The following is a 26,096-nucleotide window of genomic DNA, read 5'->3' as shown; positions in this document are numbered from 1 at the left end:
GTCGGTAGGGCACATCCGCCGGCAATACCGTCAGCAAATCAAAGGGGCAAGTCATGACCAACGACATTCGCATCGACCAGCTGGACGTGTTGGGCGTCGAGGACGCCGAATACGTCGTCTCCCTGATCCGAACCATCCCCGACTTCCCCAAGCCGGGCATCCACTTCAGGGATTTCACCCCCGCAATGACCGATGCGAGGGGCCTGCAGCTCATGCTCAAGGCCCTTGAGAGGACGCTGCCGGTCCCGGCGGACCAGATCGACCTGATCGCCGGTCTGGAGGCCCGCGGATTCCTGCTGGGTCCCGCTTTGGCGGCTCATCTGGGCAAGGGGTTCGTTCCGGTGCGCAAGGCCGGCAAGCTGCCGCCGGAGACCATCAAGGAATCCTACGAGCTTGAATACGGCACCGCCAGCATCGAGATCGAGACCGCGGCCGTCCACAACGGCCAGCGCGTGCTGATCGTGGACGATCTAATCGCCACGGGCGGCACCGCGGCGGCGGCGGCCAAGCTCATCGAGTCCGCCGGCGGCAAGGTGGCGGGCTTCAGCTTCGTCATGGAGCTGCAGGGTCTGGACGGCCGCGCTGCGCTGGGGGACCACCCGGTCGCCTCCCTGACCGTCATGCCGGCCTGACCGCGAGCCGACGAACATCACCGCGGTCCACAACAGCTCACAATCGCATAGAGCATAAAGAGGATATACGCCCATGGATCTTTACGAATATCAGGCCAGGCAGCTACTTGAGGAGCAGGGCATTCCCACGCCTCAGGCCATCTTCGCGGAAAACTCGCATGACGTGGCCGAGGCCGCCGACAGGATCGGCTACCCGAACGTCATCAAGGCGCAGGTCAAGATCGGCCACCGCGGGCAGGCGGGCGGCGTCAAGCTCGCCAAGGACCGGGAGGAGGCGATTCTCGACTCTGAATCCATCCTGCCCATGACCATCCACGGCCACAAGGTGTCCGGCGTGCTGGTGGCCGAGGCGAAGAACATCCTGCACGAGTACTACGTCTCCATCTCCGTGGACCGCACCTCGCGCGACTACGACGTGCTCGCCACCGCGAACGGCGGCACCGAGGTCGAGGAGATCGCCAAGCAGCACCCCGAGGCCGTCAAGCGCCTGCACATCAGCGCGCTGGGCGATTTCGACATCGAGGATGCCCGCAAGATGGCCGGCGAGATCGGCTTCTACCATGCCGACGTGGAGCAGGCCGCGCAGATCCTGCTCAAGATGTGGGAGGTTTTCAAGAAGAACGACGCCACGCTCGTCGAGATCAACCCACTGGCCAAGATCGGCGATCCGGACGACGAATCGTCCAAGTCGCTGTGCGCGTTGGACGCGAAGATCTCGCTGGACGACAACGCCGCATTCCGCCACGACGGGTGGAAACGCTTCGAGGATCCGATCGTCTCCGATCCGTACGAGCAGAAGGCCCGCGAACGCGGCCTGCACTACGTGCACCTGCACGGCGAAGTGGGCGTGATCGGCAACGGCGCGGGACTGGTCATGAGCTCCCTGGACGCCGTGTCCGGCGCTGGCGAGGACCAGGGCACGGGCATCAAGCCGGCCAACTTCCTGGACATCGGCGGCGGCGCCTCCGCGGAGGTCATGAAGGACAGCCTGAGCATCGTCCTTGCCGATCCGCAGGTCGTTTCCGTGTTCGTCAACGTATACGGCGGCATCACCTCCTGCGTGGAGGTCGCCGAGGGCATCCTCAAGGCGCTTGAGGAGATCAACACCGCCAAGCCCATCGTGATCCGATTCGACGGCAACGCGGCGCAGAAGGGCCTGCAGATCCTGCTGAGCGCGGACAACCCGCGCATCCATGTGGCCCGAACCATGGAGGACGCGGCCCAGCTGGCCGCCAAGCTCGCCGCGGAACAGAAAGGTGAACGCTGAAATGACGCTTTTCATCGACCATAACGCCCCTGTGATCGTCCAGGGCATCACCGGTCATCAGGGCATGACGCACACCGCGCGCATGCTCAAGGCCGGCACCAACATCGTCGGCGGCGTCAACCCGCGCAAGGCCGGCACCGAGGTCGTCTATCCGGGCGCCCGGAACGGCGAGGACGCGCACATCCCCGTGTACGCCACCTGCCAGGAGGCCAGGGAGGCCACCGGGGCGCAGGCCAGCGTGGTCTTCGTGCCGCCGCGCTTCGCCAAGGGTGCCATCGTGGAAGCCGTCGAAGCGGGCATCGGCCTGATCGTGGTCATCACCGAAGGCATCCCGGTCGCGGACACCGCCTACTGCGTGGCATTGGCGCAGCGGCACGGCGTGCGCATCATCGGTCCCAACTGCCCCGGACTGGTCACGCTGTCCGACGATCCGGCCAACCCGGGCGTGAACCTGGGCATCATCCCGGACGGCATCGTGGGCCGCGGCCCCATCGGTCTGGTGTCGAAGTCCGGCACGCTCACCTACCAGCTCATGGGCGAACTCGCCGAGTACGGCTTCACCGCCTGTCTGGGCGTGGGCGGCGATCCGATCGTGGGCACCACGCTGCTGGAGGCACTCCAGCAGTTCAACGACGACCCGGATACCAAGGCCTGCGTCATGATCGGCGAGATCGGCGGCACCGCCGAGCAGGAGGCCGCCATCTGGGCGCATGAGCACATGACCAAGCCGATCGTCGCCTACATCGCCGGCTTCACGGCCCCCGAAGGCAAGCAGATGGGACACGCCGGCGCCATCGTCTCCGGCGGCAAGGGCACGGCCAAGGACAAGAAGGAAACGCTCGAGCGCGTGGGCATCAAGGTGGGCCGCACCCCCGGCCAGACCGCACAGTACATGCGCGAGATCATGGCCAATCTGGACTGACGGCCGATTGTCCAATATGGTCAAACGAGGCCTCAAATCCCTTGGCGCGGGAGCTGTTGCCGCCCTGCTCGCCATCGTCATCTATCTGGCTGCGCTGGGCTGCTTCATCGCCCTGATGCTGCTGGTGATCTCGATGGAGGAGGGCGGCACCACGCTGACCAACGGCACCGTGCCGCTCACGGAGGCGATGGTTTTGCTCTCCCAAGGCTCCGGATTCTCTTCCGGGGTGATCACGCTGACCATCATGCCGCTGCTGCTGACCGTCATGCTCATCGCCATGGTGGCCGTGCTGGCGGCCCGCATGGGAACCAGCGTCCTCGGATATGCGGCCGGTCTGGCCATCTGGGAGGGCGTCAACCTCTATCTGCACATGAGCCTCGCGCAGGGATCGGTCTCCGGGGTCACCCCTCTGGACGAGTCCGGCATGGTCGCGCTCAAGTGCGGGATCGTGTTCACCATCGGCTATGCGATGGCCGCCTTGCCCCGCAGCGCGGCCGTACGTGCATTCCGCGAGAAGCTATGGCCCAAGGTGTCCGCGCAGGTCCGGCGCACGATCGCCCTCGGCGTGGGCATGGCCGTGCTGATCGTCCTCACGCTCATGACGATCGCGCTGGTGACCGTGATCGTGTGGGTCGTGCTCGACTACGACGGCATGGGCACCCTGTTCGCCATGCTGCATATGGGCATGGGCTCGCGCATCATCACCACCGCGGCCATGGTCGCATGGCTGCCGAACTTCATGATCTGGGCCCTGTCGTGGGTGAGCGGCGCGGGATTCTCCATCGGCGAGCTCGCCGCATTCAGCCTGTGGGTGGGACAGTCCACGGACTTGCCCCCGTTGCCGGTGTTCGGCCTGCTGCCCAGCCCGGTCACCTCGGAGGGCCTGCGGATCGCGTTTGTGGTGATGCCCGCCGCCTTCGCCTTCCTGATCGCGCTGACCATGATCCTCATGCGCCGGGGCTTCGGTCTGGCTGGACGCATGCGCGGCAACGGCGAATCGTTCATGTCACGCAGGACCGTGCTTGAGCTGGCTTATCCGGCCGGGGCCTGCTGCATCGCCGCCGCGTTGGTCGCACTGTTCTCCACACTGTGCTTCGCGCTGTCCAACGGTTCGCTGGGCACGGGCAGACTCGCGCATGTGGGCGTGGACGTCACCCAATCGGCGCAGACGATCGGCCACGGCGTGGCTTTGGGATTGCTCGCCGCGTGGCTGTGCGCGCTGATTGGCATCGCCGGCTACTTCGGGATACGCTGGAGTGCAGGGCGCATCCGCTCTCGGGGCGTGCGCGATGCGAAGGACGGGCAGTCGTCGTCCGGCACCGCGGAAACCGGCGGGACGGAGCGTTCCTCACGCTCGTTCCGGTCGCGCGCCGGGGACATCCAGTCCACCGAGACGCTTTCCCGCGTCGCCCGATCCACCACCCGTCCATGATTTCCAATGTTTTTTACCAATGATTCCAACCATTCCAACTATTCCAAGGAGGAACAAGGGATGACCAACAGCCAACGACCGATCAAGCGCGCGCTGGTATCGGTGTTTCACAAGGAGGGCATCGAGGTGCTGGCCCAGGCGTTCATCGACGCCGGCACCGAGGTCGTGTCCACCGGCTCCACTGCGGCCAAGCTGGCCGAGCTGGGCGTGAACGTCACGCCGGTCGAGCAGGTCACCGGGTTCCCCGAGTGCCTCGACGGCCGTGTGAAGACCCTCGACCCCCACATCCACGCCGGCATTCTGGCGGACATGACCAATCCGGAGCACGCGGCCAAGCTGGCCGAGCTGGGCATCAAGCCGTTCGATCTGGTGGTCGTGAACCTCTACCCGTTCGCGGACACCGTGCGTTCCGGCGCCGACGAGGCCGCGACGATCGAGAAGATCGACATCGGCGGTCCGTCCATGGTCCGCGGCGCGGCCAAGAACAGCGCGACCGTGGCCATCGTCACCGATCCGGCCGATTATGCGCTCGTCGCCTCCCGCGTGGCCAACGGCACCGGCTTCACCCTCGAGGAGCGCCGCTGGCTGGCCGCCAAGGCCTTCGCACACACCGCGTCCTACGATGCGACGATCAACGAGTGGACCTCGAAGCACTGGCCCAAGCCCGCCACCATCGAAGCCGCCCCCGCCGCGGAAGGCGAGACGGACGCCGCCGTTGAGGCCGTCGAGGCGAAGTTCCCGAAGACCTTCACCCGCACTTGGGACAAGGCCCACGTGCTGCGCTACGGCGAGAACTCCCACCAGCAGGCCGCCCTGTACGTCGACCCGCTCAACCAGAACGGCTTCGCGCACGCCGAGCAGCTTGGCGGCAAGCCGATGAGCTACAACAACTACGTGGACGCCGACGCCGCCTGGCGCGCGGTGTGGGATCTGGCCCCCGCCATCGCCGTGGCCGTGGTCAAGCACAACAACCCCTGCGGTCTGGCCATCGGGGAAACCGCGGCGGAAGCCCACCAGAAGGCCCACGCCTGCGATCCGGTGAGCGCGTACGGCGGCGTGATCGCCTGCAACTCCACCGTCACCCTGGACATGGCCAACAGCGTGCGCCCCATTTTCACCGAGGTGATCGTGGCCCCCGACTACGAGCCGGAGGCGCTGGAGCTGCTGAAGACCAAGAAGAAGAACCTGCGCATCCTCAAGGTGGCCGAGCCGCCGCACGGCCACGCCCAGTTCCGTCAGATCGACGGCGGCGTGCTTGTGCAGGACATGGACCTCATCAACGCGGTGGGCGATGATCCGAACTCGTGGAAGCTCGTGTCCGGCGAACCGGCCGACGAGCAGACCCTCAAGGATCTGGTCTTCGCTTGGCGCGCGATCCGCTGCGTGAAGTCGAACGCCATCCTTGTGGCGCACGATCAGGCCACGGTGGGCATCGGCATGGGTCAGGTCAACCGCGTGGATTCCTGCCATCTGGCCGTGGAGCGCGCCAATACGCTCGGCGGCGAGGGCGTGGATCGCGCCAAGGGCTCCGTGGCGGCCTCCGATGCCTTCTTCCCGTTCGCCGATGGCGCCGAGGTGCTCATCGACGCGGGCGTGAAGGCGATCGTGCAGCCCGGCGGCTCCATCCGCGACGAGGAGGTCATCGAGGCGGCCAAGAAGGCCGGCGTGACCATGTACCTCACCGGCACCCGCCACTTCTTCCACTGATCGGTCGTCCGGCCCAGTCGGTTCACGCCGATCGGACCAGACGCATCGGTTGCATGCGGCCCGCCCGTCCAATCAGGCAACGGGCGGGCCGCCCATCATTCACACCACCACACGCGCAAGGACGATGACATGAACAGGAAGCATCCCTTCGTTTCCGAATCTCATGAGGGCAATCCCGTCTACGAATGGTGTCTGCTGGCCGTGGTGGTGATCGCGGCCGTCGTCGCCGTGCTCGGATACACAACGGCCGCGACGGTGATCATTGCCGTCGCGGCCGTTCTCAGCGGGCTGCTGCGCCTGTTCCTGCGCGATCGCAGCCCGTTCAAGGTGCGCTCAGTGGCGTTCGATGCCTTCATCAGTCTGGCTCTGGGCATTGGCCTGATCGCCCTGGACTTCTCCGTACGCATACTGTTCTGAACCCATGCCCTGCGCAGGCTCGGAGGCATCGGCAAGGACGCCGGACTGCTCCTGGGCGAGGGCGGATGTCTTGGCCGCAGCGGCGGCAACCATCTGGTTCGCGATCATCGCGACGGCCACCAGCGCGGCGGCGAACACCGGGGCGATCCAGAACACCCACAGCTGGGAGAGCGGTTCCACCGTCAGTCCCTTGCCGTGGGCCATGATCGCCACGCCGGTGGCACGTGCCGGATTCAGCGCGGCGCCCGTGACCGGGTACGTCAGCGCGGCGCCCAGGCCATATGCGACGGCGGTGGCCCAAGCGTGGGAGGAATCGGCCGTGCCGTCCTCGCGCAGCGTGGACACGGCGGCGCCCACCACGATCAGCCCGGCAATGAGCTCCACGGCAACGGCCAGCATCACGCCGAAGGAAATGCCGGCGCCGGACAGCGCGCTGGAGGAGCGGGAGGCGTCATCGAAGCCGTTGACGACAACCGTGAACCACATCTGGCCAGTCACGTTTTCGCTGGTGGGCAGCACGATCGTGTAGAGCGCGGCCGCGGCGATGCCGCCGAGCACCTGGGCGACGATGTATGCGATGCCATCGATCCATCCGGTCTTGGAGGTGAGCATGGCCGCCACGGTGACCGCGGGGTTGAGCTGCGCGCCGGAAACCTTGCCGAACAGGGCCGCGACGGCGCCGTAGGACAGCACGGTCACCAGGATGATTGGGGTGACGCCGGCGTACTGGTAGATGAGCTGGCTGAGCGTGTAGACGATCAGCAGCGGGAAGATCGCCAACGCGGAGCCCGCGAACTCGGCGAGGCAGCGCATGGCGAGCAGACCGGGATGCGCCTGGGCGCCGCCGCGCGGTTTGCCGGTTCCGGAGGGCTGGACGAGTGCGTTTGCGGCGGCATCCTGCTCCTCGAACGGGGACGCGGGGGAGACGGGGGCTGCGGGCGATGGGGCGGCCACAGGGGACGTCTGCGTCTCAGTGGAAACGCCGGCCGGGGCGCCGGACATGTTGGGATTAGACATATGCGTTGTTCCTTTGCCTTGGGATATGGATAGACGCCTCCCGAGTCTAGCAGTCCCGTCTTGGCTCCAATCGATCCGGTTCGACACGCGGGAGGGACTGGTCCGCGGATGCCGTTACAATCATTCTGCTTTATTTGAATTCGGCGCGGCATACGGTCCGCGCCCCGGCCACGTTGGGAGAACGATGCCACATCAGTATTCCCGCGCCAACAATGCGCAAGAAGAATCCCGTAACAACGAAGGCGAGCGCCTGCAGAAGATTCTGGCCCAGGCGGGCTTTGGATCGCGCCGCAAGTGCGAGCAGATCATTCTGGACGGCCGCGTGGAGGTGGACGGCGAGCTCGTCACCGAAATGGGCACGCGCGTCGACATGAGCCGTCAGGAGGTGCGCGTGGATGGTTCCCGCGTTCGCCTCAACGGCAATCACGTCACGCTGGCGCTCAACAAGCCCCGCCGCGTCCTGTCCGCCATGGAGGATCCGAAGGGCCGCTACACGCTGCGCGACATCATCGGAGACAAGTACGAGCGCGTCTTCCACATGGGCCGCCTCGACTACGAGTCGGAGGGCCTGATCCTCATGACCAACGACGGCGAGCTGAGCCAGCACGTCATGCACCCCAAGTACGAGGTGGAGAAGACCTACGTCGCCACCGTCGAAGGCAAGCTGAGCGGCACGGTCGCGCGCCGACTGGTCACCCAAGGCGTCCAGCTGGACGACGGCTGGATCAAGCTGGACCGCTGCGCGATCCTCGACCAGACCCGCGAGTTCACCATGGTCAAGGTGGTGCTGCACTCGGGCAAGAACCGCATCGTGCGCCGCATCTTCGGCGCCATCGGCTTCCCGGTCCGCCGTCTGGTGCGCACGCAGATCGGTCCGATCAAGCTCGGCGAGCTCAAGCCCGGATCCTACCGCGTCCTGTCCCAGCCCGAGCTGCGCTCCCTGAGCAAGGAGGTGGGTCTGTGATCACCGTCGCCATCGACGGTCCGGCCGGCGTCGGCAAGTCCAGCGTCTCCAAGGAGCTGGCCCGCCGCTATGGCCTGGCCTATCTGGACACGGGCGCGATGTACCGCGCCTGCGCCTGGTGGTGCCTGCACGAGGGCATCGACCTCGACGCCGAGACGCCGGATGAGCAGCGCATCATCACCACGGTGGGCGCGTTCTTCACGGATGATCACTTCGACATCTCCGTCGATCCCGATCATCCCGTGGTGACCTGCGATGGCGAGGACATCTCCGAGGCGATCCGCTCCGCCGAGGTCTCCGCGCATGTCTCCGTGGTCTCCGGCATCCTGCCGGTGCGCAGCATCCTCATCGCCGCCCAGCGTGCTTTCATCGCCCGCGAGGCTTCCGCCGAATCGCATTCCGGCGGCGAGGGCATCGTGGCCGAGGGCCGCGACATCACCACCGTGGTGGCGCCCGAAGCCCAGGTGCGCGTGCTGCTGACCGCCCGCGAGGAGGTCCGCGAGGCCCGTCGCGCCGGTCAGGCCGCCGATTCCGGAGCCCATGTGGGCGCCGACGACGTGGCGAAGCGCGATGCGATGGATGCGAAGGTCACCAACTTCACCACCGCCGCGGACGGCGTGGTCACGATCGACAACTCGGACATGACGCTCGAGCAGACCATCGACGCGATCGCCAAGCTCGTGGAGGATGCGTTCGAGGAGCAGGCCTACGAGCAGTACGCCGCCAACCTCGAGGGCTACGATCTGGACGAGGCCGACGAGGCGCTTGTGGAAGGCCATGGCGACTTCGAAGAGGACTCCGCGCCCAGCGAAAGCGCCGTGGGCGTGATCGCCGTGGTCGGCCGCCCGAATGTGGGCAAGTCCACGCTGGTCAACCGCATTCTGGGCCGTCGCGCCGCCGTGGTGGAGGACACCCCGGGCGTGACGCGCGATCGCATCAGCTACGACGCCGAATGGGCAGGCCGCGACTTCAAGCTCGTGGACACCGGCGGCTGGGAGACCGATGTGGAAGGTCTCGACTCGGCCATCGCCAATCAGGCCGAAGTGGCCGTGCGGCTCGCCGACGCCGTGATCCTCGTGGTGGACGGCCAGGTGGGCATGACCGCCAGCGACGAACGCATCGTGAAGATGTTGCGCTCCAGCGGCAAGCCGATCACGCTCGCCGTGAACAAGGTGGACGACGGCGCCAGCGAGTATCTGACCGCCGATTTCTGGAAGCTGGGCATGGGCGAGCCGATGGGCATCTCCGCCATGCACGGCAGGGGCGTGGGCGATCTGCTGGATGAGGCCCTGCGCAAGCTCGACGAGGCGAACACCGCCTCCGGCACGCTCACCCCGACCGGACTTCGCCGCGTGGCCCTGATCGGCCGCCCGAATGTGGGCAAGTCGTCGCTACTCAACCAGCTGGCGCATCAGGAGCGTTCCGTGGTCAACGATCTGGCGGGCACCACGCGTGATCCGGTGGACGAGATCGTGGACATCGACGGCGAGGACTGGCTGTTCATCGACACGGCCGGCATCAAGCGACGCCTGCACAAGCTGTCCGGCGCCGAGTACTACTCGTCGCTGCGCACCACGGCCGCGCTCGAGCGATCCGAACTGGCCCTGGTGCTGTTCGACGCCTCCGAGCCCATCTCCGATCAGGATCTCAAGGTGATGAGCCAGGCCGTGGACGCCGGCCGCGCGATCGTGCTGGTGTTCAACAAGTGGGACGCCATGGATGAGTTCGACAAGCAGCGCCTTGAGCGACTGTGGAAGACCGAATTCGAGCGCGTCACCTGGGCGCAGCGCGTGAACCTGTCCGCGAAGACCGGCTGGCACACCAACCGTCTGGCCAACGCCATGCGTCAGGCGCTTGACTCGTGGGACAAGCGCGTGCCCACCGGCAAGCTCAACGCCTTCCTGGGACGCATCCAGGGCGAGCATCCGCACCCGCTGCGCGGTGGCAAGCAGCCCCGCATCCTGTTCGCGACCCAGGCGTCGAACCGCCCGCCGCGATTCGTGGTCTTCGCCACCGGCTTCCTGGAGCACGGCTACCGCCGCTTCCTGGAACGTTCGCTGCGCGAGGAGTTCGGATTCGAGGGCTCGCCCATCCAGATCTCCGTGAACGTGCGCGAGAAGAAGAAGCGCAAGTAGCCTCACCGGTTCCGGCGGTTTTGGCTTCCCGCCGTGCATAATGGCGGATCGCAGAATGAGCGGATCCGATGCCATGGCATGCCGAATGGGCGTGCTGGCCATCGGATCCGCTCATTCTGCACGGGTTACGGGGCAGAATGAGCAGATCCGATGGCCTGCAGACATATTTCGCTCGTCGCACATCAGATTTGCTCATTCTGCGAATCGCGCACGGCAAAGTGAGCGGATCCGATGGGCAGAGTCGCGCTGAGCCGCCATTGCGGGGTTCCGTCTTCGGCACGCGTGATCGTGTGATCGATCGTGCCTCCAAGCCGTTGGAATTGCGCGGCTTTGGCATGCAGACCGGTGCCGGCGCTCATGCTCTCCTGTGTATGACCGTCGCCCACAACATTGCACGAGTCGAGCATCGCCGTATCCCCACGCATCATGACGCAAATGCGGCACGCGGTGTGCGGCCGCGCATGCTTGGCGATGTTGTTGCAGGTCTCGTCGATGAGATCGTGCAGTGCGTCGATCGCTTCCACGTTACAGCCTGCCGGCAAAGCGCCGTCCAGTCCCGCGTCCACATCGAATCCGATTGCGGTGAGACGGTCCGCCGCTTCGGCCAGATGATCGCGCAGCATGGCCGTTTCGCCAAGGGGATCGGCATCTGAGCCATTCATAACATTTGAGTGCTCAGCGTTCTCGGAATCATCGTCATTTTCATCAATTCCAGCCAGCCGATTGCCATCAAGGATGTCGATCACACCGCGGGTCTCCTCCAGTGCATCGCGTGCGACGGCGGCCAAATCCCGCAACTCCCCGAGCAGACGGCCATCATCAGGCATCGCCGATTCCCAGTCGGCGCGGTCATTGTCCATGCGCAGGATCAGATAGGCGAGCCGATTCGTGACGCGATCGTGGATGCGCGTGGCGGCCCGCGCGCGCCGATCCTGCTCGGCCATCGCGCGACGTCGCTCCTCGAGCTCCCGCTGTGCGGTGCGCGCATGATCGAGCCGCTCCCACCATGCCATGAGCAACCCCAGCAAGGGGGAGACCACCAACGGCAGAACGCCAACGGTCGGCTCGGATTCCATCCCGTCACCGAATCCGCCGGTAACCGTTCCCGCCATCGCGCCCGCGGCCAGAGCCAGCACCTGCACGATCGCGATGCAGCCGCCTCGTCGAGGATGGCGATGCGTGGCGAGCATACAGGTTGCGGCGGCGGGCAACGCCGTCAGCAAGGTGGCGGCGGACAGCGGCGGAATCAGACATGCGCAGATCCACAGCGCCGCATTTGCATAGCCGGCGGCCATCGGACGCCAGTATGCGGCGATCATTACCGTGCAGGAGGCGAGGAGCAAAGCGGCGGAGGGCGGCGTGACGGCTCCGGCCATGATCGCCGCCGCGCCGAACACCGCCGTCAGGCCCGCGCAGGCCGCAATCGTGATGGCCCTAAGGTAATCCAGCACCGGGCGTTCCCCGTTTGAAGTCCTCACGATTCCAGTCCTCACAGCAGCCCCCGGCGTTCGCACAGGGCGATCAGATGCGTGCGGTTGCGCGCTCCGAGCTTGTCGCATGCCCGTCGGACGTAGGTGGCGACGGTGTAGCGGCTGAGCGAAAGCGCGCGGGAGATGCCGTCGGTCTCCACGCCGTCGGCGAGCATGCGGATGATCTGCAGCTCGCGCGCGGACAGCATGCCGGTCGGACATGCCCCGGTCTGATTGGCGTGATCGGCATGGGCAACATCGGGAGCGTCGATCGCAACCCCCACATCGTGGAACGTGACGCCCGGCACCGGCGACGGACTGGCCTGTCCACGCGCGGCGCATTCGATGGCGTCATGGATGCCCGGCAGATCGGTTTTCGAAACGATGGCCTGGGCACCCGCCCCCGCCGCGCCGGCCGCATAGGTCCGCAGGGCGAACGAGGTGATGCACACCAGCCCCACCTTGAGGCCGGCCCCACGGATCCTCGCGCACACGTCGGCTCCAGGCATCGGCTCCATGGACATGTCCACCAGCAGGACGTCCGGACGGCTGTGCGGATCGCGGCACAAATCGATGGCGTCGCCGCCGTTCCCGGTCACCCATGCCACGCGGATGCCCTCCATGCGCGTCAGCAGCGCGCGCAATGCGCCCAGAGTGAGCACATCGTTGTCGACCATGCCCACCTGGATCGGAACATCGTTTACGCGCAACACTTTCGTCATGCTTCCATTATCCGCACGCGGGCGGCGCGAGCACGTTCCGTCACACGGTGGGGGACAGAACTGGAGGCTGCAGCCGGATGCGCATACGGTGAGGCCATCCGCGGCCAATTCGGGATCAGGACCGTTTGGCGAAGTCACGAAGGGGAATGCCATGCATCGCAGATTGCTGATGGCGTCGTCCGCGCTCATCTGCTCGGTTGCCGTGTTCCTTGCCTGGGTGCTGTGCGATCTGCACGACCGTTCCCTGCCGCAGGAGCTGCATCCCACGGCCGTGGTAAGCGTGGCAGCGCCCGATGGAATGGACGACGCCGAGGTATTCCGGCAGCTGGAGGAACGCAATGCTGCACTGAATCTGGGACTGGTGAAAATCGTGCCCGATATGGAACGCGGCACCGATGCGCAGGTGTTCGTGCCGTTGCCCGGCACCGCACTGTATGGTTTGGAGCCGGGGTCGTCGATTCGCCGGTTCGGCTCGCTGCCCGATGGCAGGATCGCCGGCATGGATCGATTGGACAGCGCGTCGGCGAACGGACAGTATCTGGTGTGCGGCAGATGGGACGGCGTGACGCGATCGGCGTTCGACGCATGGGCAGCCGGAACGGGCGTGCGATTGGAATACGGCAGCGATGGTATGGAAGGCGATCTGCGCATGTTGCTGGGGCAGTCCGCCTTCCGCGTGGCCATTGGCGCGACGGTGGCTTTGATGGCCGTGCTGGCGCTGTTCTGGCTGTCCTTCAAGGCCCGGTCGCGCGCGTTGCGGGTGCTGGCCGGCGTTCCCGGATGGAAGATCCAGTTCGACGATGCGATGGGGCTGATGTCTCCCATGCTGGCCGTCGCCGCAGTGGCGGATGCGGTTGCCATGCTGGCTGTGCTGGCACTGCGCGGCGCCGTGTTCGTGCCGTATCTGCTGCGGGTGATGCTGCTGTTTGAGGCGATGGTCTTCGGCTCCCTGCTGGTGTTCGAGATCGCTGTTGCGGCACTGTGCTGGCCGTCCGCCCGCATGATCGCCAGCCGCCGGCCCATGCCCCGTGGATTGCTGCGCGCCTCCGTGCTGGTCAAGGCCATGGCATTCATCGCGGTGCTTGTTGTCATCGCCCCGTCCGCGGCCGCATTCGGCGAGGCGTCCGCATCGGCGCGCGAGCAATCCGTATGGCGCAGGCTGCGCGATCAGGTCTCCGTTTCCACTGCGTTCGGGCCTGATCGAACCGATATGGACGCGAAAGCCGCCGAGTTGGTGCGCACGATGGAGGAGCAGGGAGATGCGGCGCTGTCGTACGCGTTCTTGGATGGGCAGGATGCCGATGCTGTAACCGGGATCGTGACCCGGTCGTGGCTGGACCTGATCGGCATCAACCCAGACGCCACAGCCGGCATCCGGCCGATCGCCAACGCCGAGCTGCCCGAACAGGCCGCGGAAACGATCGGCCAATTCGCCGCCTGGGCCAGGAACGATGCGGCGGCCCGCCATCTGACGGCCGAATCGCGTTGCTACGCGGTAGATGGCGTGGCCGTGCCCTTGCTCAAAGGCGGCTCCGACGAGATGCTGTTCCCCAAACGCGCAACGCTCATTGTGGTTCCGGATATGGCGGATTTCTCTGATTCCGGCTTTCTTGTGCCGGCGTTGTCCTCGCGCAACATCGTCCTGACGGGTCTGAACGCCACCCGGGCGCAGGTGGGCCGATTGGGACTCAGCGGCATGGTCTCGGTGCGGTACGTCGCCGAGGATCAGATTCTGCGCGCGCAGTTCGCCGCGTATTTCGCATGGATGAGGGCGGCGTCGATCATCCTGCTGCTCGCCGCATTCGCCATGGTCGCCTTCGTGGGCGCCGATGTGCGCGCTACCCTGCGCGCGGATCATGATTATCCGCTGCTTTTGAACGGATACGCGCCTCTTCGGCTCGCCGCCCCGACGATCCTTGCGGAAACCCTGTTCGGGACGGTGGTGGCGGCGATGGTCTGCGGTGTGCTGGTCCTGCTGCACAGCGGGGGAGACGCCGCCGCTCCGCTCGGCTCTGCCACCTTGCTCGTATGCGTCACTCTGTTCGCCGCCGCCTTGGCGATGGCGTTCTCCGCATGCTGCCATCGGACGGCCGTAGCCGGCCGGTTCCACTCAATCACGGAACGCACGATGTAGCCGCACGATCGAAATCCTGGTCAAACCCCGATCATAATTCCATGGAAAGGATCCATCATGACCACCATCATCTGCCGTGATCTGGCGATCGGCATCGGCGGACGAACCATCGCCAGCGGCATCGATCTGAATCTGGTCCCCGGCACCATGACCGCGTTGACCGGTCCAAGCGGATGCGGCAAAACCACGTTGCTCAGCACCATCGGGCTGTTGCAGGATCCGATCCGCGGCACGCTGACCATCGACGGCACTGATACGACCGGGTGGAGCCAGCGACTTCGCCGCGGGTTCTGGAGGGACAAGGCCGCGTTCATCTTGCAGGATTACGGCATCATGGACGAGGAAACCGTGGCATTCAATGTCAGTATGCGGCTCAACGCGATCGGCTTGGCCGTGGGCGGCGACCGTCGGCGCATCCGCAATGCACTTGGGCTCACAGGATTGGCATCACGCGGAGGCGAGATCGCTTCACATCTGAGCGGTGGCGAGAAGCAGCGGCTCGGCATCGCACGGGCCATCTACCGCAATGCCTCCGTGATTCTGGCCGACGAGCCCACCGCCTCGCTCGACGCCGGCAACCGCGCCAACATCATCGGACTGCTGCGCGAGCGGGCGGAACGCGGGGCGACTGTGGTTCTGGCCACGCATGATCCGGTGCTGGTGGAGGCATGCGATCAAGCGTATCCTGTCGGTGTTCGCAATATATGAGGATATACTGCCATTCGCATACCCAAACGCTTTCAATTCATCAAAACGAAATTCATCCGCATGAAGGAAATCACATGACTCCAGAAACCAACAGACACACCCGCAGACCTCGCATCATCGTTTTCGCCGCCCTCGGCGCGTTCCTCGCAACCGTTCTCGTTGCGCTGGCCCTTGTGCTTTCCGGCGTCGTCTCGTTCGCGCAAGGAGATAAAGTGCCCTGCAACAGTCTCACCACGTATGATCAGGTCCAAGCCGCGATGACGGACCACGCCGACGTCATCCAGCGCATCCGCTCCGTGGGTGCGGGCTCGGACGTCACCGTCGAACCCATCCGAGCGAACTGTCCAACCTCGGACGGGCAATCCGAACATACCGGACAGGCCGACCAACTCGGATACCTGCGCATCACATACGCCACCGACGCCGAGCGCGACGCCATCCAGAACATGCTGAGCGATGCGACCCTTGGCGTGTGGGCCACGCTGGAAATCCGGTAGCGCTCCGGCAGCGTTCATCACGCATCCGATCCGCTCACTTTGCGACCCGCACAGCGCAGAATGAGCGAATCGGATGGCTGACCGGCCGATTTCGCGTGGCACACATCCGATCCGCTCACTCTGAGGATTCAATCACGCAGAATGAGCGGATTCATTGCCGTGGAACCCGAATCCGGGGCCGAATCCGGGGTGCGGAACATCGGATTTGCTCACTTTGTGGCTCACGCTGCGCAAAGTGAGCAGATCCATTGCCTTACTGGCCCAAAACGGGCTCCACCGCAATGGATTCGCTCATTCTGATGAAAACAAGCTCCAGAATGAGCAAATCGGATGGCTTGGCAGCGGAATCACACAGCACAACCGCGCGCTCAGTGCGACCGGATCCACCAGATGGCCAGCTGGGTGCGGTTCGTCATGCCCAGTTTGTCCAGAATCGCGCTGATGCGGTTGCGCACGGTGCCCTCGCTGAAAAACAGACGGGCGGCGATCTCACGGTTGTCGAGTCCTTCGGCCACCAGCGCGGCGATCTCCCGCTCGCGCTCGTTGAGGCATTCCTCCTCCGGCCCGGAAACGCCATCATGCGTTTCGCTCCCGCGCGCGGAATCAGGCATGTCTCCGGACGCCGACGTGGTCACGGATACGGTGAGCTTGCCCAGCACCTCGGCCCCCAGCACCACCTGACCGGCCATCACCGCCTCCAACGCGGGCCGCACGGAGGCCACGTCCTGCTTGATCAGATATCCTTTGGCGCCCAGTCCCACCGCCTGCGCGATGTACTCCCGGTCCGCGAACGTGGTCAGGAACAGGATGCGCGCGCCCGGATCGCGGGTAAGGATCTCCCGCGCCGCATCCAGCCCGTCCCGACCGGGCATCTGGATGTCGATGAGCAGCACGTCCGGCCGGCTCGACGGATCGCGGAAGTACGCGGCCACGGCCGCATCCCCGTCGTTGGCGGTCCATAGCACGTCGGCCGCGCCGGTGGCCGTCAGAATGGTCTGCAGCGATTGGCAGACGATCGGATCATCGTCGACGATCGCAATTCTCATGGGTTCCTCCTCGGTTGATCGGCGTTGTCAGACTCTTTGTCGTTGCCAGACGCTTTGTCGTTCCAGCGATCCTTCGGCACGGAGACGAACACGCGCCAGCCGCCGCCATACGGACCGCACGTCGCCGAGCCTCCCAGCTGCCGGGCACGCGATTCGATGTCCGCCACGCCCATGCCGCGCGGCAGTCCGTCGTCTCCGCCCGGATCCCCATCATGATTCACCCGCGCCTTCGCCGGTCCGCCGTCACGCACCACAAGCTGCCAAAACGCGGGGAAATCACGCAACGTCACGCTTGCCCCCGGCGCGTCGCTGTGCCGCACCACATTCGTCAGGGATTCGCGGATGATCGTGGCGAAAGCACGCGCCACGGGCGCCGGCGCGGAGTCGATGCCATTGGCAAGCGCGACCGAGAATCCCGCGGTAGCCCCGTCGAACGACCGGACCGCGTCATCGATACGCGCGCCGAAATCGGTGCCTTCATCCTCCAGATCGTGCACCGATCGCCGCACCATCGTCATCGCATCATGCAGCGTGACGCCCACCTCGTCGAAGCCCCTGCCGGCCACGGCGTCGTTGGTGGCATCGGCGACCGCTTTGCCCGCTTCGACCTGCATGATCGCGCGCGTGAGCAGATGGCCCACGTTGTCATGGATTTCCCGGGCGATGCGCGTGCGCTCGGCGAGCGTGGCCATACGCACCGATCGGTCACGCTCCTCGGACAGGTCGGCCAGCCGCACGCGGTTCGACCGGGCCGCGTCTCGCGCGCGGTCCTCGAAGGCGTTGAGATCGGACCGCAATCGTTCGGCCATCGATGCGCGGCTGCCGAACGCGAAGGACGCACACACAGCGACGGCGACCGGGGCGGCGGCGGTCAGCGAGGCCATGTCGATGCTCCCGTCCACCAGCGTCCGCAGCACAGGAACGATCCACATCCATCGCAGCGCCGAGCGCAACGGATCCGTGAGGGACTCGGGGACGCGCGCACGGGCTGCGTCATAGGCGACGGGCGTCATGAACGCGACCCATGACGGGCATGCGACGGCCGCCACGGACATCAGGCACACGGGAATCCACGCGTGATGCGAGCCCATGAGCCATTCGGCCAGCGCGGATGCGCACACGACGGCCAGCAGCCCGGCGATGAACACGGCGTCCAGTGCCGCGGGATGGGGGCCGGTCAGGGCAAGCGCCGCCCCCAATGCGAGCAGCAGCCCCTTGTCGATCATGATGCGCATGCGTCGGGCCTCCCTTACGCTCCTGTTCCCGCTCCAGCGTATCGCAAAACCGGCGCGGAGCGGGGGATCGCGGTCGGCAACGTCCCGCAATGGCAAGTGATGACAAATGTCACCGTCCCGGGAACGAATCGTGACATTCGCCGGTGGCGGCCGCACACCCTCGGGCCGCATGATGGAGCCATCGACGAAAGGAGCGATCATGGAAGACAAGACCACAACCCCGGCCGTGCAGGTCAGCCGGCTGGTCAAGCGCTACGGCGACATGGTGGCGCTAGACTATTTCGACCTGGAGGTGCGCCCGGGGGAGATCTTCGGCCTGCTGGGGCCCAACGGATCGGGCAAGACCACGGCGATCAACTGCATCCTCGCCCTGCTGGCGTACGAATCGGGCACGATCCGCGTGTTCGGTCAGCCGATGACGCCCACCAGCTACGCGCTCAAGCGGCGCATCGGCATCGTGCCGCAGGATGTGGCCGTGTTCAATGAGCTCACGGTCGAGGAGAACATCGACTACTTCTGCTCGCTGTACGTGCCGCGCAAGTCCGACCGCGAACCGCTCGTCAGGGAGGCGATCGACTTCGTGGATCTGGGCGAGTTCCGCGCCTTCCGGCCGGGCAAGCTGTCCGGCGGCCTGCTGAGGCGCCTCAACATCGCGTGCGGCATCGCGCACAAGCCGGATCTGATCTTCTTCGACGAGCCGACCGTGGCCGTGGACCCGCAGAGCCGCAACGCGATCCTCGAGGGCATCCAGCGGCTCAACAAGGCCGGAGCCACGGTGATCTACACCAGCCACTACATGGAGGAGGTGGAGCGGATCTGCGACCGCATCCTCATCATGGACCACGGCCGCCATCTGGCGCTCGGCACCGCGGACGAGCTCAAGGGCATGATCGACAAGGGGGAGCGGATCACCGTGGAGACCCTCGATCTGACCGATGACGCTCTGACGGGCATTCGGGCTCTGCCGTTCGTCATCGACGCCTCGTACGACGGGCGAGAGCTGGAGGTGAGCTGCCGTCGCGGGGAGCACAATCTGGTGGACCTGCTGGCCGCGCTGCGCGAGGATCACGCGAACGTGGGGCATCTGACGAGCCGGCCGCCCACCCTGAACGACGTGTTCCTGGAGCTGACCGGCAAGGCGCTCAGGGACTGACGGGGGATTGCCATGTGGACCACATTCCTCACCGTATTGAAGGTGAATCTGCGCAACAGGACCGCGCTGTTCTGGCTGGTGCTGTTCCCGGTCGTCCTCGCCACCATGTTCACCGGCATGTTCGGCGGACTGGCCGAAGGCTACAAGGTCAAGCCCGTCCCGATGGCGGTGGTGGCCGACGCGAACTGGGACAAGGCCTACAGCGCGCAGGCCGTCGTCACCGCGCTGGCGGACGGAACCGCAACACCGGAGGGGACCGCGACGGGGTCCGGCTCCGGGGCCGCGGACAACGGTGGAACCGCCACGGACGGCCAGCGTCTCCTGACCATCACCGAAACCGATTCCGTCGAGGGCGCCGAACGCCTGCTCGCGGACGGCACGGCGAAGGGCTATCTGGCCGCCGACGGCGACGGTCGCCTCGCGCTCACCCTGAGCCGCAAGGCCGCCATCGCGGCGTCCGATTCCACGGACGGGTCCGGTCTGGCCATCTCCGTGGCTGCCCTCAAGGTGGCGGTGGACATGTACAACCGCACCGACGCCGTCACCCGCCAGGCGCTCAAGGACAATCCCCAGGCCCTGCTGAGCGAATCGTTCTGGAGCACGGTGGGCTACGACGCGCGCATGACCCGCGAGATCACGCTCACCAATTTCAAGCCGGACGTGACGGCCCGGTACTTCTACGCGCTGCTGGCCATGGCCTGCCTGATGGCCATGTCCTACGCGGCCAACGCGGTCAGCATGACACAGGCGAACCTGTCCGCGCTGGGCATCCGCCGCACCGTCGCGCCCCTGAGGCGGTCGAGCCAGCTGCTCGCGGGATTCCTGGCCTGCTGGCTGTGCTCGTTCGCCGCGCTGCTCATCGCCCTGGCCTATATCCGCTACGTGTGCGGCGTCGGGATCGGCGGACGCGAGCCGGCGGCCGTGGTCGCCGTCGCGGTGGCCTCGTTCATGACCAGCTCGGCCGGCACCCTGTTCGGCACAATCCCCAAGCTGCAGGCCTCCGCCGGAGCCGCGCTCATCAGCGCCGTCAGCTGCCTGCTGTCGCTGTTCACCGGCCTGTACGGCGGATTCGCCATGCAGCTGAACGACTGGATCGCCCGCAACGTGCCCGTGCTCGGCGCGATCAACCCCGCACAACAGGTGGTCAACCTGTTCTATTCCCTCATGTACTACGACGGCTACGGCCCTTTCCTGCGCACCTGCGGAACGCTGCTCGCCATGAGCGCGCTGTTCCTCGCAGTCGGCGTGATCCTGCTGAGGAGGCAACGTTATGAACACCTGTAAGGCCACCCTACGCATCCTGTCCGCGCACAAGCTGTATCTGATCATCTATCTGGTGCTTCTGGGCATCCTGATGCTCTCGATGAGCTGGTCGATGCTGTCCTCCAGCGCGTCGTCCGCGAACGCCGGGACCAGCGCCGATCCCACCTACGATCCGGGAAGGCCGACCGTGGCGGTGGTGGACCGCGACGCGAACCGAGGCGGCGTGGCGGACGGCATGCGATCGTATCTGTCCGCGTCGAGCGATCTGACCGATCTGCCCGACGATCCGGAGACGCTGCAGCAGGCGGTCGCCTCGCACTGGACCGATCTGATCGTCATCATCCCAGACGGTTTCGCACAGGGGCTGCTCGACGCGACCGCCGACGGGACGGACGCCAGTGGCAAGGCCGTCGAACCGCCAAGCGTCCAGACCGTGACCAGCTACACGTCCGGCGCGGGCACGATGGCCGGCATGACCGTCAACGGATTCCTCACGATCACGCGCACGGCGCTGGCCGGGTCGATCGCGCAGGTGGATCTGCCCGATCAGGTGCTGGACGGGATCCGGACGGGCATCGAGTCCGGTTCCGCGGGTGCCGGCGCCGCGGGGACCATCGGATCCGGCTCGAATGCCTCCGGTTCCGATTCTTCCGGTTCCACTGTCTCTGGTTCCGTCGCATCGCTCGACGATCTGAAGGCCGCCCTGACCGGACGCTCCGAGACGAAGGATTCCCCCCGCACGCCGACCTTCGACGATCTGTCCAAGGCGGTGACCCGTGCGGTCGACGTTTCAACGGACAAGGACGCGAACCGCGCGATCGCCGTCGTGGACGTGCCGGACCACGATGAGTCGGATGCCGCGAGCGCCGAGCAGGTGGCGGCGGGCGGCTTCGGCAACACGATGAAGACCGCCCTGTACCCGCTGTTCCTCGCCATGACCATCTGCACCTCGATCATCCTGAGCGCGTTCTCCAACGGCGAGGTGAGCCGGCGTCTGATCGCCTCGCCGCAGCGCATGACGACCATGGCCCTGCAGCGGACCGCGACGCTGTGCGTCTTCGCCCTGCTGGTGTGCGTGCTCTATCTGGCGGCGACGATCGCGCTCATGGCGGCCGCCGGCCTCACGGTCGCGGACGTGTCCCCGTCCGGCTTGGCGATGACGTTCGGCTCGACCTGCGTGTACGCGCTCATGACCGTGGCGTGCGGCTTCATGCTCAGCGAGTGCGGCTTCTCGGAGGTGGCGGCGAACGGATTCGCCAACATTTTCGGTCTGGCCTTCCTGTTCTCCTCCGGCCTCTCGGTTCCGCTGGACATCATGCCCGCCGCGATGGTCGCGCTGGCCAAGCTGCTGCCCGGCTGGTGGTACTGCGTCGCGATCGACAACGCGCTCGGCATCGGCACCGCGTCCGCCGCGGGTGCATCCGTGACCGGCTGGCTCGGCTCCCTCGCCCTGGTGGCCCTGTTCGGTGGCGCGTTCCTGTGCATCGGACTCGCCGTGGGCCGCATCCGGCGGAGCCGCAAATAAGGGGCCAGGTGCCCTGCGGGTGCCGGAATGGACGAAAACGCAACCCGGATCGTCCATTCCGGCACGTCCATTTCGGTACCCGCGCGCTGTTGTATCCTGGTGTGCGGTCACAACAAGGGGCAACACAGGACAACAGGAAGGCGGCATTCATGCAGCAGACGGACACCGAGGGCGGCAAGCGCAAGCTGATCAACGTTGTGGGGGCGGCGATTGTGCGCGATGGCAAGGTGCTGTGCGCGAGGCGTGGCCCCGGCAAGGCCCTCGCCGGCTTCTGGGAGTTCCCCGGGGGCAAGATCGAGCCGCACGAGACGCCCCGTCAGGCACTCCACCGCGAGATCGAGGAGGAGCTGCTGTGCGAGGTCGAGGTGGCCGAGCAGGTGCGCACTAGCGAATACGACTACGACTTCGGCACCGTCCGCCTCACCACGTTCGTCTGCCATCTGACGGCCGGTAACCCGCGTCTGACCGAGCACACCGAAATCCGCTGGCTCGCCCCGCAGGACATGCCGTCCCTCGAATGGGCGCCGGTGGACCGCGAGGCCGTCGCGATCATCGCCGGCAAGCGTTTCTTGGCCCCGGAAGCGGCATAGCGCGATGCGAGCCGAGTCCATGGCCGAGCCCCTTCCCCGAACGAGCCACGACGACATCGGTGCAGCCGACGCAGCCCATGCAGCCGATGTAGCCGATGATGCGAAATCCGTCCTGGACGACGTCATCGCCGGCCTGATCGGGTCGAAGCTGGAGGCATCAGGCACATACCGTCCCGTCCTGATCGCCAACAGGCCGGATGGTTTGACGATGGGAGGAGAGCTCAGCGAGGAGATCGCCTCCTGCGATGCGTTCGACATGTCCGTGGCATTCGTTTCGGCGGGCGCACTGCTCACGCTGTTCGAGGATTTTCGGACGCACGGCAGACGGGCATCCGCGCATGGCGGGCAGACGCCGAGCAGGCTGATCACGTCCACGAAGAACTTCTTCAACGATCCGAAGGCGTTCTGGGAATTGCTGCATCTGCACGACGTGGCCGGCGTGGACGTGCGCGTCTGGAACGGCGCATCGCAGGAAGGCTCGGAGGACGCCGGCGCCGCGATCCATGCCCGTCCGTTCCACCCGAAGGGCTATGTGTTCGCGCGCCGCATGCGCAACGGACGACCGTACTACAACCTCTACGTGGGCAGCTCCAATCTCACCGGCCCGGCGCTGGACACGCAGCGGGAATGGAATCTGCGCGTCTCATCACTGGGCGAAGGCGATCTCGTGCGGCAGTTCCGCGAGGAACTCGACTCCCAGATCGCCGACTCCGAACCGCTGACCGAAGATTGGATCCGGCGGTACGAGGAGGATTTCAAGCGCTACGCCCCGCCTCGCCGGGAGATCCTGCGCGATCTGGAGACGCGCACGATCGAACCCAACGCCATGCAACGGGAGGCTCTGCGCAATCTCGCCGATCTGCGACGGCAGGGCGAGCACCGTGCGATCATCATCTCCGCCACGGGCACCGGCAAAACGTATCTGTCGGCCTTCGACGTGCGGGCCGCCAAGCCCAGGCGCATGCTGTACATCGCCCAGCAGCAGCAGATCCTCACCAAGGCCATGGAATCCTACCGCCGCGTGCTCGGCTGCGACGATTCCGAGATCGGCCTGTTTTCGGGCACCAGCAAGCAGCACGATCGGCGCTACGTGTTCGCCACCGTGCAGACGATGCGCAACCCGGAGGTGCTCGCGCAGTTCGCATCGGACGAGTTCGACTATGTGCTGATCGACGAGGCCCACCATGCCGGCGCGGAAGGCTACCGGAAGGTGATCGACCACTTCCGTGACGCGGCGTTCATGCTCGGCATGACCGCCACCCCGGAGCGTCCCGACGGCTTCAACGTCTTCGAACTGTTCGGCCACAACATCGCATACGAGATCCGTCTGCAGAAGGCGTTGGACGAGGGCATGCTCTGCCCGTTCCACTACTACGGCGTGGCGGAATACATCGGCTCGGGGGACGGCGGGACGATCGGCGTGGCGTCAGGGGCGTCCGCCGAGGAGAAACGCCAGCTCAAGTACGAGATCGACCAACTGGCCACGCCCGAGCGCGTGCGCTACATCATCGACAAATTGCAGGAATACGGGCAGTTCGGCCTTCCGGTCACCGGGCTGGTGTTCTGCAGCCGCCAGGAGGAGGCCCGGGAGCTGTCCCGCCTGTTCAACATGCAGATCAACCAGCAGGCGGAGCGCCCGTACCACACCGCCGCTGTGACCAGTACCGACGAGAACGGACGGCCGGTCACGCCCGAACGGCGCGACGAGTATGTGAAGCAATTGGAGAACGGCGAGCTCGACTACCTGTTCACCGTCGACCTGTTCAACGAGGGCGTCGACATCCCCGCGCTCAACCAGATCGTCATGCTGCGCAGCACCGAATCGAGCATCGTATTCACCCAGCAGCTGGGCCGCGGCCTGCGCCGGTTCCCGCACAAGGACAGCGTCGTGGTGATCGATTTCATCGGCAACTACACGAATAATTTCCTGATCCCGGTGGCTCTGTACGGCAATACCGGCGATCGGGACATCGCGCGCCGCAACATGCAGCGCAAATCGATCGGCCTGTCGTCCATCAGCTTCGATCCGATCGCCCGCGAGCGCGTGCTCAGGTCGCTGGATGCCGCCGACTGGTCGGATATGAAGCGCCTGACCCATCAATACCGCATACTGCGATTCGAGCTCGGGCGCATCCCGATGCTGACCGACGTATACCGCCATGACCCGTCCCTGCCGATGACGATGGCTTCGAAGGGCAGCAACTATCTGGACTTCGTCCGGTCGCGCGAGCAGAGCATCGGACGTGGCAAACAGCCGGGCGGGCAGCGGAACGCAACGTTTCTGGACCAATTGGAGCCGGTTTCCGCAACCGCCGACGCCGTCCTGAAGATGGCGACGGAACTGCTGCTGCCCGGTTTGCGGCCGCACGAGCTGATCATTCTCGACCGGCTCATCAACGCGAACGGGCCGATGGGCAGGGATGCGCTGATGGCCGCGATCCACGGCGAGTTCCCCGCGGCGGATCCGTCGGGCGACCAGTTCGACTCCGCCATCCGCGTGCTCGACTACACCTACTTCACCGATCCGAACCGCAAGCGGTTCGGCGGCTCTCCGCTGATCGAAGCGGCGGGGGAGACGTACCGCGCTTGCACATGGCTGACGGACGAGTTGTCATCCAACCGCACGTTCCGCGATTTCCTCGCCGACACGATCCGCGTGGGCATGCTCAACTGCCGCGACCTGCTCTCCGCGTCCGGCGGCCGGCGTCGCGCCTTCGACCGCGCGTTCCGTTACGGACGCAAGTACTCGCTGGCCGACGTGATGCGGCTGTGCGGGTGGGGGAAGGAGAACACCCCGCAGAACGTGGGCGGCTACTGCCTGGACAAGGAAACCGGGACCATGCCGATCTTCGTCAAATACGCGGCCAGCCAGTACGAGGACGAATTCCTCAACGCGCAGGAGATGCGGTACTTCAGCAAGAACGGCCGCACCCCGAATTCGCCCGAATTCCAATGGGTCCGCGAAGGCGAGGGGCCTGATTGGGACGCCTCCCATTTCGTGCCGCTGTTCGTGATGCGCAAGGCCGAAGCGAAGGACGGCAAGTATTACTACGTCGGCCGCGTGACGGCGTTCGATCATCCCACCCTGACATCCAAGCCCAGTGCCGACGGCCGGGGAAGCGTCAAGGTCACGCTGTCCACGCTGCGACTGGCCGAGCCGATCGATCCGGAGCTGTACCGGCATCTGATCGGGTGACGGGATGCGGGGCGACATTGCATCCGTGATATTGCATCCGCCGGCTGCCACGGGATTGACAAGCG

Annotated in this window: 21 protein-coding genes; 16 read left to right on the top strand and 5 right to left on the bottom strand. The window is 65.8% G+C overall.

Going from position 1 to position 26,096, the window contains the following annotated elements; genetic code table 11:
• Positions 1–53 precede the first annotated feature (53 nt).
• The 6 genes from EMO90_RS00970 to EMO90_RS00945 all read left to right on the top strand — a co-directional run bounded on the left by EMO90_RS00970 (position 54) and on the right by EMO90_RS00945 (position 6,377).
• Entirely contained in the window at positions 54–632 is a 579-nt protein-coding gene (locus EMO90_RS00970; RefSeq protein WP_150353529.1) for an adenine phosphoribosyltransferase, read from the top strand.
• Between the two features lie 73 nt (positions 633–705).
• Entirely contained in the window at positions 706–1,899 is a 1,194-nt protein-coding gene (gene sucC, locus EMO90_RS00965; protein ID WP_150353530.1) for an ADP-forming succinate--CoA ligase subunit beta, read from the top strand.
• Between the two features lies 1 nt (position 1,900).
• On the top strand, positions 1,901–2,821 hold the full coding sequence (gene sucD, locus EMO90_RS00960) for a succinate--CoA ligase subunit alpha (protein ID WP_150353531.1): 921 nt from the start codon (positions 1,901–1,903) through the stop codon (positions 2,819–2,821).
• A 16-nt stretch (positions 2,822–2,837) separates the two neighbouring features.
• Positions 2,838–4,253, top strand: coding sequence for a cell division protein PerM (locus tag EMO90_RS00955; RefSeq protein ID WP_150353532.1), 1,416 nt, complete (start codon positions 2,838–2,840; stop codon positions 4,251–4,253).
• A 60-nt stretch (positions 4,254–4,313) separates the two neighbouring features.
• Positions 4,314–5,960, top strand: coding sequence for a bifunctional phosphoribosylaminoimidazolecarboxamide formyltransferase/IMP cyclohydrolase (purH, locus tag EMO90_RS00950; protein ID WP_150353533.1), 1,647 nt, complete (start codon positions 4,314–4,316; stop codon positions 5,958–5,960).
• A gap of 129 nt (positions 5,961–6,089) precedes the next feature.
• Positions 6,090–6,377, top strand: coding sequence for a DUF3017 domain-containing protein (locus EMO90_RS00945; RefSeq protein ID WP_150353534.1), 288 nt, complete (start codon positions 6,090–6,092; stop codon positions 6,375–6,377).
• Here EMO90_RS00945 and EMO90_RS00940 read toward each other — a convergent pair.
• Positions 6,294–7,394 (bottom strand): MIP/aquaporin family protein, encoded by a 1,101-nt coding sequence (locus EMO90_RS00940; protein WP_223849686.1) that lies wholly within the window; start codon positions 7,392–7,394, stop codon positions 6,294–6,296. The genes EMO90_RS00945 and EMO90_RS00940 overlap by 84 nt on opposite strands.
• Before the next feature lie 184 nt (positions 7,395–7,578).
• Here EMO90_RS00940 and EMO90_RS00935 point away from each other — a divergent pair, with 184 nt between their 5' ends.
• Together EMO90_RS00935 and der are read left to right on the top strand one after the other, a co-directional pair.
• Complete coding sequence (locus tag EMO90_RS00935) at positions 7,579–8,358, top strand: pseudouridine synthase (protein ID WP_150353535.1); 780 nt, start codon at positions 7,579–7,581, stop codon at positions 8,356–8,358.
• Positions 8,355–10,493 carry a bifunctional cytidylate kinase/GTPase Der gene (der, locus tag EMO90_RS00930; protein ID WP_150353536.1) on the top strand — a complete coding sequence of 713 codons (2,139 nt, stop codon included), beginning with the start codon at positions 8,355–8,357 and terminating at the stop codon, positions 10,491–10,493. Before EMO90_RS00935 ends, der begins: the two co-directional genes overlap by 4 nt.
• Positions 10,494–10,675: 182 nt before the next feature.
• Here the strand turns inward: der and EMO90_RS00925 are convergent, their stop codons facing one another.
• A complete protein-coding gene (locus tag EMO90_RS00925) occupies positions 10,676–11,944 on the bottom strand; it encodes a sensor histidine kinase (protein WP_150353537.1) in 1,269 nt (422 codons plus the stop codon).
• A gap of 38 nt (positions 11,945–11,982) precedes the next feature.
• Positions 11,983–12,684 carry a response regulator transcription factor gene (locus tag EMO90_RS12070; protein WP_190971954.1) on the bottom strand — a complete coding sequence of 234 codons (702 nt, stop codon included), beginning with the start codon at positions 12,682–12,684 and terminating at the stop codon, positions 11,983–11,985.
• A 151-nt stretch (positions 12,685–12,835) separates the two neighbouring features.
• Here EMO90_RS12070 and EMO90_RS00915 point away from each other — a divergent pair, with 151 nt between their 5' ends.
• The 3 genes from EMO90_RS00915 (at position 12,836) to EMO90_RS00905 (ending at position 16,023) form a co-directional block, all read left to right on the top strand.
• Positions 12,836–14,818: a hypothetical protein gene (locus tag EMO90_RS00915; protein WP_190971955.1), complete on the top strand. Its 1,983-nt coding sequence runs from the start codon at positions 12,836–12,838 to the stop codon at positions 14,816–14,818.
• A 57-nt stretch (positions 14,819–14,875) separates the two neighbouring features.
• Positions 14,876–15,526 carry an ABC transporter ATP-binding protein gene (locus EMO90_RS00910; RefSeq protein WP_150353540.1) on the top strand — a complete coding sequence of 217 codons (651 nt, stop codon included), beginning with the start codon at positions 14,876–14,878 and terminating at the stop codon, positions 15,524–15,526.
• A gap of 74 nt (positions 15,527–15,600) precedes the next feature.
• A complete protein-coding gene (locus EMO90_RS00905) occupies positions 15,601–16,023 on the top strand; it encodes a hypothetical protein (RefSeq protein ID WP_150353541.1) in 423 nt (140 codons plus the stop codon).
• A 368-nt stretch (positions 16,024–16,391) separates the two neighbouring features.
• Here the strand turns inward: EMO90_RS00905 and EMO90_RS00900 are convergent, their stop codons facing one another.
• Both EMO90_RS00900 and EMO90_RS00895 read right to left on the bottom strand, forming a co-directional pair.
• A complete protein-coding gene (locus EMO90_RS00900) occupies positions 16,392–17,069 on the bottom strand; it encodes a response regulator transcription factor (RefSeq protein WP_150353542.1) in 678 nt (225 codons plus the stop codon).
• Positions 17,066–18,304, bottom strand: a complete 1,239-nt coding sequence (locus tag EMO90_RS00895) for a sensor histidine kinase (protein WP_150353543.1) — start codon at positions 18,302–18,304, stop codon at positions 17,066–17,068. Before EMO90_RS00895 ends, EMO90_RS00900 begins: the two co-directional genes overlap by 4 nt.
• 169 nt (positions 18,305–18,473) lie before the next feature.
• Here EMO90_RS00895 and EMO90_RS00890 point away from each other — a divergent pair, with 169 nt between their 5' ends.
• The 5 genes from EMO90_RS00890 to EMO90_RS00870 all read left to right on the top strand — a co-directional run bounded on the left by EMO90_RS00890 (position 18,474) and on the right by EMO90_RS00870 (position 26,031).
• Positions 18,474–19,457 (top strand): ABC transporter ATP-binding protein, encoded by a 984-nt coding sequence (locus EMO90_RS00890; protein ID WP_223849687.1) that lies wholly within the window; start codon positions 18,474–18,476, stop codon positions 19,455–19,457.
• A 12-nt stretch (positions 19,458–19,469) separates the two neighbouring features.
• Positions 19,470–20,741 carry an ABC transporter permease gene (locus EMO90_RS00885; RefSeq protein ID WP_150353545.1) on the top strand — a complete coding sequence of 424 codons (1,272 nt, stop codon included), beginning with the start codon at positions 19,470–19,472 and terminating at the stop codon, positions 20,739–20,741.
• Positions 20,728–22,245, top strand: a complete 1,518-nt coding sequence (locus EMO90_RS00880) for an ABC transporter permease (RefSeq protein ID WP_150353546.1) — start codon at positions 20,728–20,730, stop codon at positions 22,243–22,245. Before EMO90_RS00885 ends, EMO90_RS00880 begins: the two co-directional genes overlap by 14 nt.
• Positions 22,246–22,394: 149 nt before the next feature.
• A complete protein-coding gene (locus EMO90_RS00875) occupies positions 22,395–22,835 on the top strand; it encodes a (deoxy)nucleoside triphosphate pyrophosphohydrolase (RefSeq protein ID WP_150353547.1) in 441 nt (146 codons plus the stop codon).
• Between the two features lie 4 nt (positions 22,836–22,839).
• Positions 22,840–26,031 (top strand): DUF3427 domain-containing protein, encoded by a 3,192-nt coding sequence (locus EMO90_RS00870; RefSeq protein ID WP_395952548.1) that lies wholly within the window; start codon positions 22,840–22,842, stop codon positions 26,029–26,031.
• Positions 26,032–26,096 lie beyond the last annotated feature (65 nt).

The organism is Bifidobacterium vespertilionis, assembly GCF_008698145.1.
GTDB lineage: Bacteria > Actinomycetota > Actinomycetes > Actinomycetales > Bifidobacteriaceae > Bifidobacterium > Bifidobacterium vespertilionis.
This window is presented reverse-complemented; position numbering and strand designations above follow the sequence as displayed.